Here is a 14691-nt window from a genome sequence, read left to right as displayed (position 1 = left end):
ATGTTCAAGCTCGATCCAGAATTGGAAGATTTTCGCAATGAGGCCCGCAAGCTGGCAGAACGCGAGTTCGCCCCCAAGGCCGCCTATTGGGACGAAAAAGAGGAATTTCCGGCAGCGAACCGCGACAAGCTGGCCGAACTTGGCTATCTGGGCATGTTCGTCCCCGAAGAATACGGCGGATCCGGCGCGCCGGTGATTCAGGGCACGGTCTTTTTGGAAGAAATGGCGCGGGTCTGTTTCAACACGGCGCTGGTGTCGCAGCTTTATCTGAACGGTCCATCGCGCGCGATCAGCGTTCTGGGCAACGACGAACAGAAAAAGCGGTTTCTGCCCGACATGGCCGCAGGCAAGAAATTCATCGCAATCGCCATCAGCGAACCCGAGGCAGGGTCGGCCGTGACCGACCTGCGCACCACGGCCACCAAGGACGGCGACGGCTGGGTGCTGAACGGTAACAAGTGCTGGTCGACCGGCGCCCATGTCGCTGATTATGCGCTGGTCTTCTGCCGCTTCGGCAAGGCCAGCGGTGCGAAGGGGATCGGCGCCTTTGTCGTCGATTTGAAGAAACCCGGTGCACGGATCGGGCACATATCGCTGAAAATGGGTGGCCGGGGCCTGACCGAGGCAGAGATCATTCTTGAAAACTACAAGGCCGGCCCCGAAGACGTTCTGGTCGAAGGCGATCCGGAAAGTTCACGCTCTTTCGCGCTGCTGATGAGCAGTTTCGGACCCGAACGTGTGGGCAACGCGGCAATGTGCGTGGGGCTGGCGCAAGGCGCGTTCGATGCGGCCAAGGAATATTCCGAAATCCGCCATCAGTTCGGACGCCCCATCAACGAATTCCAGGGCCTGCAGTGGAAGATCGCCGACATGGCCACGCAGATCCATGCCGCGCGGTTGATGGTTTATCGCGCCGCCACAAACCCCGCACCGAACGGCTTTCCCGATCCGATGGACGCGACCATGGCCAAGCTTTATGCCAATGAAATGGCGCAGCGGGTCACGAACGAGGCGCTGCAAATTCACGGCCACAACGGCTATACACGCGAATACCCGCTGGAGCGCATGGTGCGCGATGCGCGCGGCTTTGCGCTCGGTGGGGGCACGGTGGAAATCCTGCGCAACACGATCGCCGCGATGGTCTATGGCCATAGCTTCGATCAGCGGCGGGGGTAGGGCGGATGCATCCCTCTTTGCTGACCGCCGAACAGATCGCGTTGAAGGACGCCGCGCGCAAGCTGGCTCAGGGCGAATTCAAGGATCGTGCTGCGCGATGGGATCGCGAGGGCATATACCCCGAGGAAAACCACCACCGCCTGAGCGCCCTGGGCTATCTGGGTATGACCATCCCCGAAGATTATGGCGGGGGGGGCGTTTCGCTGGTCGATTGCTATCTGGTGGTCGAGGAATTGGCGAAGGTGGATTTCAACACCGCGCTGATCGTCCATGATCAGAACGTCTCGCCCCGGATCATCGCCACCTGCGGCAGCGACGAATTGAAACAGGCCTTTCTGCCGCGCTTTGCGGCGGGCGAGATCGAATGCGCGATTTCCTGGACTGAACCCGGCGCGGGGTCGGACGCCACGGCGGTGACGACCTCGCTGCGCCAGGACGGCGACGATTTTGTGCTGAACGGCGGCAAGATCTTTACCACCTTCGGCGACCGGGCCGATTACCTTCTGGTTTATGCGCGGTTTTGCGACAGCAAGGGCGCGCGGGGCATCGGCACGGTTCTGGTGGAACGCGAAAGCCCCGGCGTGACGGTGAACATCCTTGAACAAAAGATGGGCGCGCGCGGCTGCAACGAATGCGAAATCCACTTTGACGATGTGCGCGTGCCCGCGGAAAACATCGTGACCGAAGGACTGGCCGACAATTCCAGCGGCTTTGTCCGCCCCTTGGGCGTTTACAACGGTACCCGCGTCGGCATGGGGGTTCTGGCGCTTGGCGTGGCCGAAGGTGCGTTCGACTTGGCCTGCGACTACATGAAAACCCGCCGTCAGTTCGGCAAGGCGCTGTCCGATATGCAGGGCCTGCAATGGATGATGTCGGACATGAAAGTGCAGATCGAGGCCGCCCGGGCGCTTTGCTACACCGCGCTGTCGCTGATCGACCGGGGCCAGCCTGATCCGACGCTGTCTTCGATCGCCAAGGTTCAGGCAACTGAAATGGCGCAGCGCGTGACCCACGATGCGATGCAGATGTTCGGCGGCTACGGCTATTTCGGTTCGCTCCCGCTCGAGCGGATGGTGCGCGATGTGCGGATGCTGACGATCACCGGGGGTACGACCCAGATCCACAAGAACGGGATTGCTCGGGCGCTATTCGCTGACTGACAACTATTCGCCACAGGGAGGGGCGGGTCATGGCAAGTGATATCACAGTTGAACACAAAGAAGGCCTGGCCGTCGTGACGTTGAACCGGCCGGACAAGCTGAATGCGCTGACCCTTGAGATGCGGGTCGACGTTTTGGACGCGTTTCGCGAAATTCAAACCGACCCGCAGACCCGGGCGGTTCTGTTGCGGGCAGAGGGCCGTGCTTTTTGTGCGGGCGCGGATATTTCGACCATGGGCAAAGACGATGCCTGGGGCGACCGCGCGCGTTTGTACAAGGCGCATCAAATGATACTTTCCATCTTCAATTGTGAAAAGCCTGTGGTCGCTGCGGTGCGCGGTCCGGCGGTGGGAATTGGGCTGAGCATGGCGCTGGCCTGCGACGTCCTGCTGCTTTCCGAGACCGCGAAACTTGGTCAGGTCTTTCGCAAGATCGGCCTGGCCCCGGATGGCGGGGCGGCCTTTTTCCTTCAAAACCTGATCGGGCGGCAGCGCGCGACGGACCTTGCCTTTTCTGCCCGGCTGGTGCCGGCCGAAGAAGCCCTCAGCCTGGGTTTGGCAAGCCAGGTTCATCCCGATGATGCCCTTGACAAGGCGGCGCTGGATTATGCCGGGGACCTGGCTGCGGGTCCGACCTTTGCCTTGGCTGGTGCCAAGCGGTTGATGCGCGCCGCGATGCAACCGTCGCTAGAGAACTTCCTTGACACAGAAGCCATCATTCAGGGGCAAATCATCAAGAGCGCAGATCACGCCGAAGGTATCGACGCCTTTCTGAACAAGAGAAAACCGATTTTCCGCGGGGCTTGACCAAACGGTGAGCGTCCTGACCATGACAGGGAGGAAAAAGCGATGGAAACAGTAATTGCACGACTTGGATGGGTGTCGCGGATCATCACTTATGTCGCGACTGCCTTGGCGGCGCTGATGATGGTCCACGTTACACTCGATGTCATTCTGAGCCAGTTTGTCGCCGAGCCGCTGCCCGGAACGGTGGATTACGTATCCTATTATTATATGGTCGGGTTGGTCTTTCTGCCGCTTCCTTTCGTCGAATTCACCAACGAGCACATCAAGGTCGACCTGATCCACGATCTGATCCCGCCGGCGGGCAGGACCGTTCTGGATATGCTGGCCCTGGCGCTGTCTGCAGTGTTCTACGGCCTGCTGACCTGGCAGACCTGGATCGACGCAGTCGAAAAATACACCATTGGGGAACAATCCATGGGCATGGCGGCGGTGACTGTCTGGCCCGGTCGTTTCTTTCTGCCACTTGGCGCGGGTCTGATGGTGCTGCTTTTGCTGGCCAAGCTGATCCAACGGCCGTTCACCGACGCCGGCATGGCCGGTCCCACCCACGACATGTACGAATAGGAGCAGAACGGTGAGCTTTTTTCAAATCGGCCTTTGCGGCATTGTTTCTGTGATCGTACTGGTTTTGCTGCGCGTTCCAATCGCGGTCGCCCTGGGCATCGTATCTTTCTTCGGGTTCTGGGCCATGTTGGGCAGCGGCGCGGCATTCGGTCTGCTGACGGCAGTGCCCTATGACTTTGCGGCGCACTGGACGCTCAGTTCGATCCCGATGTTCCTTTTGATGGGTTACGTCTGCTATCAGACCGATATCACGCGCGGGATTTTCAAGGCGGCGCGGATCTGGTTGTCGTTTCTGCCCGGAGGGTTGGCGGTGGCCAGTGTTGGTGGGGCTGCGCTGTTTTCGGCAGCGGCCGGGTCCAGCCTTGCTTGCGCTGCGGCCATGGGGCGGATCGCGGTGCCGGAAATGCTCAAGCGCAAATATGACCCCGGATTGAGCACGGCCGTCGTGGCTGCGGCCGGGACCATGGGATCACTGATCCCGCCCAGTATCCTTTTGATCATTTACGGTATCTTTGCCGAAGTCGCGATCAGCAAGCTGTTTCTGGCTGCGATCGTGCCGGGCTTGCTGACGATGCTGGGCTACGCGGCGGTGATCATCATTCGGGCGCGGATCAACCCCGAACTTGCGCCTCCGCTGGATGAACGCTCAACCTGGCCGGAACGGCTCGAAGCTCTGGGCGAAACATGGCCAGTGCTTTTGTTGGTGTTGGGCGTATTTGGCGGACTGTTTTCGGGGTTTTTCACCCCAACACAGGCAGGTGCGGTCGGGGCGGCGCTGTCCTTTGTGATTGCGGCCGCGCGCGGTACTTTGAACTGGCGAGTGACGAAGATCGCGCTCTTGGATACGGCGAAAATGACCGCAGCGATCTTTATTATCGCGGTCGGGGCCAACCTGTTTTCGCGGTTCCTGGCCATCAGCGGAATTCCCGAAGCGATGTCGGATCTGGTGATTGATCTGGGCGCCAGCTATGTGTTGCTGGTCTTCGGAACTGCCGTGCTGTTTTGCGTGTTGGGAATGATCCTTGACCCGCTGGGCATCTTGCTGTTGACGCTGCCGATCCTTCTGCCGATCTACGAAGCGAACCATATCAGCCTGATCTGGCTGGGTGTGCTTGCAACCAAGCTGGTCGAAATGGCGCTGATCACGCCGCCGGTGGGGCTCAACGTCTTCGTGATCAAGGGTATTGTCGGAGACGCGGTTCCGATTTCACTGATTTTCAAAGGCGTTTTGTGGTTCTTGGCTGCAGATGTGGTGGTTCTGATCATCATGGTCGCCTTTCCTGAATCGGTCATGTTCCTGCCGGAGCTTGGCAATTGATACGGCCACCCTGGCCATGCTGAACCCGCCCGAAAGCGGGACTTCGAAACAGAGGAGGAGACCACATGAAATTGACGAAGATCCTGACCATACTGGCGACAGGCGCCTGCATCTCTGCGACGCCCGCCTTGGCCGAAAAACGGGTGACGATAACCAACTGGACCTCGCCCAATCATGCGACGACGCGCGGCCATGCCGCCTTTGCCGAAATGACCGAAGCCGAATTTCCCGATGCCTTCGACTTTAAGCTGTTTGCGGGCGGCGCTTTGCTTGGCGCCAAGCCGACGCTGTCGGGCCTGCGCGACGGTGTGGCGGACATGGGCCTGTTGGCGCTGACCTATTTTCGGGCGGAAATGCCCTACGCGCAGCTCGTTGCCGACATGGCGCTTTTGGGCGAAGACCACTATGCCATGGCCGGTGCCACCAGCGAATTCGTGATGCTGAACTGCCAGCCATGCAAGGACGAGTTCGCCAAAAACGGCATGGTGGCGCTAAGCGGGATCAGCACGGCGCCTTACGTATTGCTGACCACCAAGCCAATCGTCGACATCAAAGACATGCAAGGCGTCAAATTGCGCACTGGCGGGTCGGTCTGGGACCGGTGGGCGACACGCCTTGGGGCAGAGCCGGTCAACGTGCCCACGAGCGAGATGTACGACACGATGAGTCATGGTGTCGTCACCGCCGCAGTGCAGCCGATCGGTGCGCTCAAAGGGCATAGCCTGATTGAAGTTGCCAAACACCTGACGGCATTGCCGCTGGGCACCTATCATTCCGGCTCGATCTTTGCCGCAAGCCCGAAGTTCTGGAATTCTCTTTCGCAGGAGCAACGCGAGCAATTCGTCAAGAACGTACCCGAAGCCGTTGCGCAGACTGAGGTTTTTTACGAAACCGACGATCTTGATGTGCTGAAAGAGGCAAGCGAACTTGGTCTGCAGGTCCATGAACCTTCGCCAGAGTTTCTTCAGGATCTTGTCGATTTCCGCACCGCCGACCTTGAAGCGATCGCCCAGATCTCGCGCGAGGAACGCGGTATCGAAGAGCCCGAACCGCTGATCGCAAAATACCGGGAACTGATCGAAAAATGGCACGCTCTGGTGCAACCGCTCCAACCGATCCGTGACAATCCACAGCCCTATGCGGATCTTCTGCGTGAGGAGATCTACACCAAGATCGACCTGACCACATACCCGAACTGAGCCATTTCTGGCCCCAACGCAAAGCGGCCCTTCGCAAGAAGGGCCGCTTTTTTCATGACTGATCGTCTGGTCAGAGTGTGGCTTGGGTGCCCAGAATATTCGTCACCTGGCTGGACAGGACACCGCCATTGCCGTGGGCCACTGCCAATTCGGCACCCGTGATCTGACGGTCTGCGGCCTCGCCGCGCAGCTGGCGCACCGCTTCGACCAGCGTAAAGATGCCGTACATGCCCGGATGCACGCAGGACAGCCCGCCGCCGTTGGTATTGACCGGCAGATGACCGCCGGGCGCGATGCCGCCATTTTCAACGAAGGCGCCGCCTTCGCCTTTCTTGCAAAATCCCAGGTCCTCAAGAAACAGGATCACGTTGATGGTGAACGCATCGTAGAGCTGGACCACGTCGATGTCGGCGGGTTTGACGCCGGCCATGTCCATCGCAGTCCGGCCGGATTGCGCGGCGCCGGTCACGGTCAGATCCGCCATTTCGGAAATGTCGCGGTGCGTCGTGCCTTCGCCGCCACCCAGCAGATAGACCGGGGGCTTGGGATGATCCTTGGCCGTCTCGGCCCGCCGCATCACGATCGCGCCGCCGCCATCGGTGACCAGGCAGCAGTCGCGCACCCGCAGCGGGTCCGAAACCAACCGCGAGGCAATGACATCCTCGCGCGTCAGGGGATCGCGGATGAACGCCTCGGGGTTCTTTTGCGCCCAGGCGCGGGCAGCCACCGCCACGTCGGCCAGCTGTTCGCGCGTGGTGCCAAATTGCGTCATGTGACGGTCTGCGGCCAGCGCGTAGGACGACAGCGGGAACATCGGCTTGTAGGGGGCTTCATAGGTCGGCAGGCCAAGCGCGGTCATCAACTTGCCCGAGGCGGTGCGCTGGTTCGACCCGTAGCAGATCAGCACCGTATCGGCGAGCCGCAACTCAAGCAGCATCGCGGCCCAGAGCGTGTGCGACAGGAACGACGAGCCGCCCATGCGGTTGTTCATGGTGAACTTGGGATTCAGCCCAAGTTCCTGCGCCAGGGTCAGCCCCGACAGCATGTCCAGCGGCTGGCAAGTGGCAATGGCATCGACCTCGCCCAATGCGATCCCCGCGTCGGCCAGCGCACCATACGCGGCCTCGACGGTGATCTCCATCGAGCTTTTGCCATGGGCCTCGCCGCAGCCGGCTAGCGCGGCACCGACAATGGCGGCTTTTCCCCGCAAACTCATTGTGCATCTCCTTCTGGTCGGAAGACCACGGCGGGTTCACCATCTGCGCCTTCGCCGACCGAAGCGTTCACTTTCAGCCCGGCAACAATCTTGTCGTGCTCGATGCCGTCGATGCGCGACATCATTCGCACGCCTTCATCCAGATCCACCAGCACCACATTGTAATCGCCGCCCCGTTCCGGCTTTCGGCGCACGACTGTGCGCGCATAGACCGTTCCACTGCCGGTTGGCGCGACCCATTCAAGATCCGCGCTGCCACAGGCCGGGCAGATCACGCGCGGATGAAACACATGCGCGCCGCAGCTGCCGCATTTCTGAATTTCGAAGACGCCGTTGGCCAGTTTCCCGGCAAAGACAGCATCCGGCCCAGGGCCCTTTTTTATACCTGTCATGTCAGAACCCGATGTGGAACCCGCCATTCACGCTCAGGTGTTGGCCGGTGATATAGGATGCCGCGTTGGACAACAGGAAACAGACAGGCTGCGCCACTTCTTCAGGGGTGCTCATCCGGCCCATCGGGATCTGCGCCATGTACCTGTCGACGAACTTGTCCGAACGGATCGTTTCAGTCATCGGTGTTTCGACCATTCCGAAACAGACCGAGTTGACGTTGATCCTGTACCGGCCCCATTCGCGCGCCGCACTCATCGTCAGGCCGAGCACGCCGGACTTGGCAGCGCCATAGTTGATCTGGCCGATTGTGCCGCGACGCCCGGCATCAGATGAAATGTTCACAATGGCGCGGCGTGCAGCGCTTTCCGGGTCCTTTTCGGCCTGCTCTTTGTAATAGGTGCCCACGGCCTGCAGGCAGGCGAAAACGCCGGTAAGGTTCACATCGATGACCTGCTGCCATGTGGCGCGGTCCATCTTGTGAATCATGGCGGCGCGCACGATTCCGGCGTTGTTCACCAGCCCGTTGATGTCTCCGAATTCGTCCAGCGCGAATTTCACCAGTTTTTCGGGAAATTCCGGATCAGCTACATTGCCCACGATGGCGCGGGCATTGCCGCCGATCTGTTCGGCAGTTTCCTTGACGCCGTCTTCGTTCAGATCGTTCACCACGACCTTGGCGCCCAGTTCTGCCGCCAGCGTGGCCACGCCGCGGCCGATACCCTGTCCGGCGCCGGTGACGATAATCACCTGATCTTCCAATGTCATCGGGTTGATCATATCTATCTCCTCACTTCATTCGCATGTTTCAATTTATTCGCTGTCGTCCGGCGCTGGTTGGCCAGGCGGCGGTGTGATCCGCTTGATCACGGCATCGCCATGCGCCAGGCGTTGCCCGTCCTGATTAAAAATCTCACCCTGAACAAATACCAGCTTGCGCCCGCCCCCGACAACGCGCGCGCGGGCCGTCAGCGTATCACCTTCGGCTGCCGGGCCGACAAAACTGGTGGTGAGCGAAAGCGTCAAGCAGCGATGACCGGGGCGGCCTTCGCCGGCGTAGGCGGCGCAAAAGGTGACCGCGTTGTCCAGCATTGTCGCGTAGACCCCGCCATGCACCGCGAAAGCGCCGTTCAGGTGATCGTGGGTGATCGGCAATTGCAGCTCGGCCTTGCCGTCGGACCACGAAACAAAGCGCACGCCCAGCAACGCGTTGAACGGGGCGGGTATGTCCGGTCTGCCGTCCTGCGCGCTCATCTCAGGCGGTCCTCCGGTTCCGCGCGAATGTCACGATGAGCGCGGCCACGAGCGCCAGCGCGGTTCCGGCGGCGACCGCGCCGGGGATCGAAACCGCCAGCATCGCGGTCGAGGGCAAGGCGATGGCCAGCCCGGCAACCCCAAGAAGCAGTCGCGCAATCGCGCCCGTCGGACCAGCTTCGATACGTCCGACCCCCATAAGATACCCCTGCAATCCGGCGCATATCAGCAAGACGCCGACGCCCGCACGCGCGATCGTCAACACGCTGTCGACCAAGCCCGCCTGCAGCGTGTACGCGGGATCGAGAACGAAAAAGAAGGGAAGGACATAGATGATCGTGCCCAGTTTCATCGCTTCGAAGGCCGCCGCAAAGGGTTTGGCCTGGGCAATGGCCGCCGCGGCGAATGCTGCCAGCGCCACGGGCGGCGTGATATAGCTCAGCATGCTCCAATAAAGGATGAACAGATGCACGCCGATCGGGTCGAGCCCGCCGGCGATCAGGGCCGGGGCCAGAGACACAGCCAGGATGACATAGGCGGCCGTCACCGTCATGCCCATTCCAAGGATGAAACTGGTCAGGGCGCCCAGAAGCAGCAGAAAGAAGGTATTGCCGCCCGCAATGTAAAGCAGATCGTTAGAGATCGTGCCGGACATGCCGGTCACCGCCAGCCCGCCCACAATCAGGCCGACCGCCGCAAGGATCGCGACCAGTTCAACGAACAGACGGCCTGTGGCGATCAGGAAATTCATCAGCTCTTTGCGCCCCCACCGCGACTTGGAGAGCAGCTGGTTCAGAACGATAAGCAGCGCAGTTGCATAGAAGGGGGCGATGGCCTCGCGTTTGAGATAGAGCAGCATCCAGATCAGAAGCCCAAAGACAGCGAGGAAATACCAACCTTCGCGCAGCACCCTGCCGATCTTTGGAAGATCGGCGCGCGGCACGCCTTTCAGCCCGTTGCGCGCTGAGTAGGCGTCGATCTGGGCGAACAGGCCGAAGAAGTAGAGCAGCGAGGGCAACACCGCCGCCACCACAATGTTGGTGTAGTCCGTCATCAGGAATGTCGCCATGACAAAGGCGGTGGCGCCCATGATCGGGGGCATCAGGACCGCCCCTGTCGAAGCTGCCGCTTCAATCCCCGCTGCGTAACTGGGCCGAAAGCCCACCTTTTTCATGGCGGGAATGGTGATCGAACCGGTCGTCAGCACATTGGTGATCACGCTGCCGCTCATCGAACCTGTCAGCCCACTGGTCAGAACGCCCACCTTGGCCGGCCCGCCCCGCACATGCCCGAGCGCGGCAAAGGCGATGTCGATGAAGAACGGCCCGGCGCCGGTGTGCTGCATCGCGACCCCGAAGATCATGAACCCAACGACAAGGTTGACGAAACTGCGCATCGGTATGCCCAGGACGCTTTCACCGCTCATTGCGTGGAAGATCGCCGTCTCGACCGGCGTGCGCTGGAACCCCTGGATCGGGCCGGGCGCATAGCTGGCAATCATGGGGTAGATGGAAAACACCAGGATAACGGCGAACAGCACCCAGCCGCCGGTGCGCCGTGCTGCCACCAGCAGCAGGAACCAAAAGGCGAAGCTGGCGATCACGGCATGAAGCGGGGCGGCGAAATCCCACCCTTTGTTCACGACGCTGCGCCCATAATAAGCAAAGAATGCACAGGTGATCAGGGCAAGCAGGGCCAGGAAATAATCCCACCAGCGGGTCGATCCGTATGGGTCGGACTTGGAGCAGGGAAAGACAAGATACACCAGCGGCAACGTCAACAGAAGCATCACGTACAGGTAGTGAATCTCAAGCAACCGGATGTTCATGAAGAACCCGAGATTGAAGAGATGGTTGACCGATGCCGCGGTCAAGAGCACCGCCGAGATGACAAGCAGCCAGCGAACAAAAACGGGCAGAATGCCCATGGCGGCCGGTTGTGCCGGTGCGTCCTGTGTTTCTTGTGACATGCCCGTTTCCCCGTTGTGTACAGCGTTGGTTGTCGCGCGGCGCCGCCTGGACGCCGCGCAGCATCGTCTCAGCGGAAAAAGACCTCGTGGCCGGCCGCTTCCAGTGCCTGGGCGCGGGCGTTCATCCATGCGGCGGTAAATTCTTCTTCACCGTCAGGTGCGTCATCGACAAAGCCGCTCCAAGCCTCGGCGAGTACGTTTTGCCGTGCCACCAGTTTGTCCTGATTTGCCTGGGCTTCCGGGGTCCAAAGACCTTTTTCCTGGAAATAGGCGACGCTGCCATCGCTCCATGGCATCACCCAGGACAGGATCTGGCGATCAATCGCGTAAGCATTGGCGCCGGGGGCGGCGTCCTTGTAGTCGTCGAACCCTTCGTCAAGCGCGGCGACGATGTTGCGCACTTCGCTGCTATCCTGATCGGCGACCGTCACAAGGATCGGATAGGGGTATAGCGCCATGCGCAGCGGAGAATCAGGATCGATGGCTGGCCCCACCGACACCATGTGCGGTGTCACGAAAGGTGTCACACTGGTATAGCGTGCCCATGCTTCGCTTTCGTCCGCTGGTGTTTCAAGCCATTTGAGGCCGCGCGGGCTCGCCTCGATCTGGTAGTTCACCGTGGTTGTTGTCAGCGCAAAGGCGGCATCCACGCGATCTTCAAGAATGCCCTTGAGAGAATTCACGTACCCCGAAAACTCCACAGGCTCGACGTCGTCCCATGTGAGGTCTGCAAAGGCCAGAAGACCTTCCATGTTGTTGTCAATCGCGGGCGAACTGGCGGCGCGACCCACCCGTTTCCCTTTGAGATCTTCGATTGTATCGATGCCCGCATCAGCGGCGACAGCGACGCCCAGACCATAATCGCCAACCGCCTGAAGAACTGCCCGGATCGGCTGCGGCCCCCATTCAGGTGAAGCGAAAAGGAACACCCCTTCGCCCGCGAAATACGAAGCGATGCCGCACAGGCAGTAATCTACCGTCCCGTTCTTGAGGGGCGTCATCCGCGAGACATCGTTCCGTCCAGGCAGCACGCGGACTGTCGATCCATATTTGCTGCGCATCATGTTGCCGATGGCGATGGAATGCGCATGGCCGGCCGATCCCGTGTCATAGGCTGACCACGCGATCACGTCCGGCAGTTTGATGTCCTGTGCGCTGGCCGACGCGGCAACCGCCAGACAGGCGGCCGCAGCGATACTTGTCGTTTTGAAACTCATGACTTTCTCCTCCTTGTTGGTTATTATTCCCGGAAATCAGCCATTCAGATCAAAGCTCCGAAAACGCGACATCCTTGTCCACGCGTATTTCCGGGGGCAGTCCGAGAATACGTTCGCCGATGATCGTGCGCTGGATCTCGTCGGATCCGCCAGCGATGCGGTTGCCCGGCGCGGTCAGGTATTCGTTGCGCCAGCGCGCCACGTCATCGCCTGCTTTGGCCGATATGCCCGCCGCAGTTCCCGCCAGTTCCATCCCGAAAGCGCCCATTTCTTGACGCAGCTTGCCCAGCAGCAGCTTGCCGATCGAGCCCTCTTCACCCGGCGCGTCGCCGCGCGACAGCGATGTCATGACCCGGTAGGACGTGAATTCAAGCCCGCGCTGGCGTGCGATGAAATCGGCGATGCGCGCGCGCACTTCGCCGTCTTCGATGGCCGGGCGCCCGTTCCGTTCGACACGGCTGGCCAGATCGATCAATTCTTCTGCCCGCGCGCCCCCACTGGCGCGGCCGACCGAAATGCTGAACCGTTCGTTCATCAGCGTGGTCAGGGCCACCTTCCACCCTTCGGATTCGCCGCCCAAGCGGGCACTATCCGGCACGCGTAGATCGTCGATGAACACTTCGTTAAAGCTGGCACTGCCGGAAATCTGGCGAATTGAACGGGTTTCGATGGCAGGGTCGGACATGTCCACAAGGAACATGGTCATCCCCTTGTGCTTGGGCACCTGTGGGTCGGTGCGTGCCAGCAGGATGCCGTGGGTGGAATAATGCGCCCCCGACGTCCAGACCTTCTGACCGGAGATCACCCAGTCGTCGCCGTCGCGGCGTGCGCGGGTGCGGATGCCAGCCAGATCGGATCCGGCGGCGGGTTCGGAAAACAACTGGCACCAGATGTCTTCGCCCGTCAGGGCACGGGGCAAAACCGTAATTTTCTGGTCGTCCGTGCCATGCATCATGACCGTCGGCCCGACCAGCCCGATCCCGATCAGAAAGACGTTGGGCGGTACGGCGTAGCGCCCTTCCTCCTGGTTCCAGATCACCTGTTCAATCGGGGTGGCGTCGCGGCCGCCGAAAGCGCGGGGCCATGTCAGTCCGGCCCAGCCCGCTTCGGCCTTGCGCGCTTGCCAGTCGCGCGCACGCGCAACTTCGTCGGCGTCGCGGGCCATGAAATGGTCCTGTGCCTTTTCGCTGCCATCGCGCAGGGTTGCGTTGGCATCCAACCAGTCCCGCGCTTTTGCGCGGAAGGCGGCTTCTTCTGGGCTGTCGCTAAAATCCATCTGTCCAGTTCCCTTGTCAGCTTGCGGCCTGTGGGGCGTCTGTCAGATCCCCAAGCAGCCGTTCGCGCCATAGATCGGTCGGGCCGAGTTCCGCCTTTAACTGCCAGCCTCGCCGCAGAAACAAATGCGGGTCGGCGGCCCAGGTGAATCCGATACCGCCATGAAGTTGTATCGATTCCTCGGTCGTGAACTGCACCGCATCAAGTGCCGTTAGGCGCGCCACGGCGGCCGCTTCGCCCAGGCGGTTGTCTCTGCTCGCCAGCGCCCAGGCGCCGAAGAAGGCGTTGGATCGCGCCAGTTCGATCTTGGCGAACATGTCCGCGAGCCGGTGCTTGACCGCTTGAAAGCTGCCGATCGGACGTCCAAACGCCCGCCGCTCGCCAGCATAGGCCGTGGTCATGGAAAGCGCGCGCTCGGCCAGGCCGATCTGTTCGAACGCCGCCAGCACTGCAGCACCGTCCAGCAGGGCCCGGATCGCTTCGGGATCAGAGCCGGGCAGCAATTCGACCGGCGTGTTGTCAAAGACGATCTCGCCCGCGGGGCGGGTGCGATCGATCGGGTCCAGCGCATTGATCGTCACCGACGGGTCGGAAAGATCCGCGAGGTAGAGGCGCGCGGTGCCGCCTTCGTCCATCGCAGCGACCAGCGCATGTGCCGCATCGGCTGCGAAGGAAACCGGCGATTTTCGTCCCGACAGGCGATCCTGCACCACCTTTGCCGATACCTTGTCCGGTGCCAGCCCCCCACCTTCAGCAAGCGCGGCGGCAACGATCACGCGGCCTTGCGCGATCCCGGGCAAAAGCTGTTTCCTTTGGCTTTGCGTACCCATGGTCTGGAGCGCCGGGATGGCCAGGCTGAGAACCGGGGCAAAAGGGACGGCGGCCAGGCTGCGGCCGATTTCTTCGGCGACAATTGCCAGCTCAACGGCCCCCATGGCCGAGCCTCCGTCTTCTTCGGGCATGGCAAGGCCAAGCCACCCGCCATCGGCCAACGCGGCCCATGTTGCGGTATCGAACCCTTCGCCAGTATCGAGACGCTCATGCCCAACCGCGAGAGTGGCGTGATCGCTCAGTAATCGTGCCAGCGTGTCGCGTATGGCATCCTGCTCTTCGGAGAAACCGAAATTCATGCTGGACCCCTCCTCTA

General features: G+C 61.1%; 14 protein-coding genes. 6 read left to right on the top strand and 8 right to left on the bottom strand.

Annotated features, from left to right (window positions below):
* The 6 genes from ACP2AV_RS10830 to ACP2AV_RS10805 all read left to right on the top strand — a co-directional run bounded on the left by ACP2AV_RS10830 (position 1) and on the right by ACP2AV_RS10805 (position 6223).
* A complete protein-coding gene (locus ACP2AV_RS10830; RefSeq protein ID WP_426372735.1) occupies positions 1–1176 on the top strand; it encodes an acyl-CoA dehydrogenase family protein in 1176 nt (391 codons plus the stop codon).
* A 5-nt stretch (positions 1177–1181) separates the two neighbouring features.
* Entirely contained in the window at positions 1182–2336 is a 1155-nt protein-coding gene (locus ACP2AV_RS10825; RefSeq protein ID WP_426372733.1) for an acyl-CoA dehydrogenase family protein, read from the top strand.
* Between the two features lie 29 nt (positions 2337–2365).
* Complete coding sequence (locus tag ACP2AV_RS10820; RefSeq protein WP_426372732.1) at positions 2366–3142, top strand: enoyl-CoA hydratase/isomerase family protein; 777 nt, start codon at positions 2366–2368, stop codon at positions 3140–3142.
* A gap of 42 nt (positions 3143–3184) precedes the next feature.
* A complete protein-coding gene (locus ACP2AV_RS10815; protein ID WP_426372730.1) occupies positions 3185–3706 on the top strand; it encodes a TRAP transporter small permease subunit in 522 nt (173 codons plus the stop codon).
* Positions 3707–3716: 10 nt separating this feature from the next.
* Positions 3717–5024: a TRAP transporter large permease gene (locus ACP2AV_RS10810; protein WP_426372728.1), complete on the top strand. Its 1308-nt coding sequence runs from the start codon at positions 3717–3719 to the stop codon at positions 5022–5024.
* Between the two features lie 65 nt (positions 5025–5089).
* Positions 5090–6223 (top strand): C4-dicarboxylate TRAP transporter substrate-binding protein, encoded by a 1134-nt coding sequence (locus tag ACP2AV_RS10805; RefSeq protein WP_426372727.1) that lies wholly within the window; start codon positions 5090–5092, stop codon positions 6221–6223.
* Between the two features lie 70 nt (positions 6224–6293).
* Here ACP2AV_RS10805 and ACP2AV_RS10800 read toward each other — a convergent pair whose 3' ends face one another.
* The 8 genes from ACP2AV_RS10800 to ACP2AV_RS10765 form a co-directional block, all read right to left on the bottom strand.
* Positions 6294–7439, bottom strand: a complete 1146-nt coding sequence (locus tag ACP2AV_RS10800) for a thiolase (RefSeq protein ID WP_426372726.1) — start codon at positions 7437–7439, stop codon at positions 6294–6296.
* Positions 7436–7831, bottom strand: coding sequence for a Zn-ribbon domain-containing OB-fold protein (locus ACP2AV_RS10795; protein ID WP_426372724.1), 396 nt, complete (start codon positions 7829–7831; stop codon positions 7436–7438). Before ACP2AV_RS10795 ends, ACP2AV_RS10800 begins: the two co-directional genes overlap by 4 nt.
* A gap of 1 nt (position 7832) precedes the next feature.
* Positions 7833–8609, bottom strand: a complete 777-nt coding sequence (locus ACP2AV_RS10790) for an SDR family NAD(P)-dependent oxidoreductase (RefSeq protein ID WP_426372723.1) — start codon at positions 8607–8609, stop codon at positions 7833–7835.
* A 33-nt stretch (positions 8610–8642) separates the two neighbouring features.
* Positions 8643–9083 (bottom strand): PaaI family thioesterase, encoded by a 441-nt coding sequence (locus ACP2AV_RS10785; RefSeq protein WP_426372722.1) that lies wholly within the window; start codon positions 9081–9083, stop codon positions 8643–8645.
* Position 9084: 1 nt separating this feature from the next.
* Positions 9085–11052 carry a TRAP transporter permease gene (locus ACP2AV_RS10780; RefSeq protein WP_426372721.1) on the bottom strand — a complete coding sequence of 656 codons (1968 nt, stop codon included), beginning with the start codon at positions 11050–11052 and terminating at the stop codon, positions 9085–9087.
* Between the two features lie 68 nt (positions 11053–11120).
* Positions 11121–12269 (bottom strand): TAXI family TRAP transporter solute-binding subunit, encoded by a 1149-nt coding sequence (locus ACP2AV_RS10775; protein ID WP_426372719.1) that lies wholly within the window; start codon positions 12267–12269, stop codon positions 11121–11123.
* A gap of 49 nt (positions 12270–12318) precedes the next feature.
* Positions 12319–13545: an acyl-CoA dehydrogenase family protein gene (locus ACP2AV_RS10770; protein ID WP_426372718.1), complete on the bottom strand. Its 1227-nt coding sequence runs from the start codon at positions 13543–13545 to the stop codon at positions 12319–12321.
* Between the two features lie 16 nt (positions 13546–13561).
* A complete protein-coding gene (locus tag ACP2AV_RS10765; protein WP_426372716.1) occupies positions 13562–14674 on the bottom strand; it encodes an acyl-CoA dehydrogenase family protein in 1113 nt (370 codons plus the stop codon).
* Between the last annotated feature and the right edge of the window lie 17 nt (positions 14675–14691).

The organism is Aliiroseovarius sp. PTFE2010 (assembly GCF_049943335.1).
In the GTDB taxonomy this organism is placed as follows: Bacteria; Pseudomonadota; Alphaproteobacteria; order Rhodobacterales; family Rhodobacteraceae; genus JBNFVY01.
This window is presented reverse-complemented; position numbering and strand designations above follow the sequence as displayed.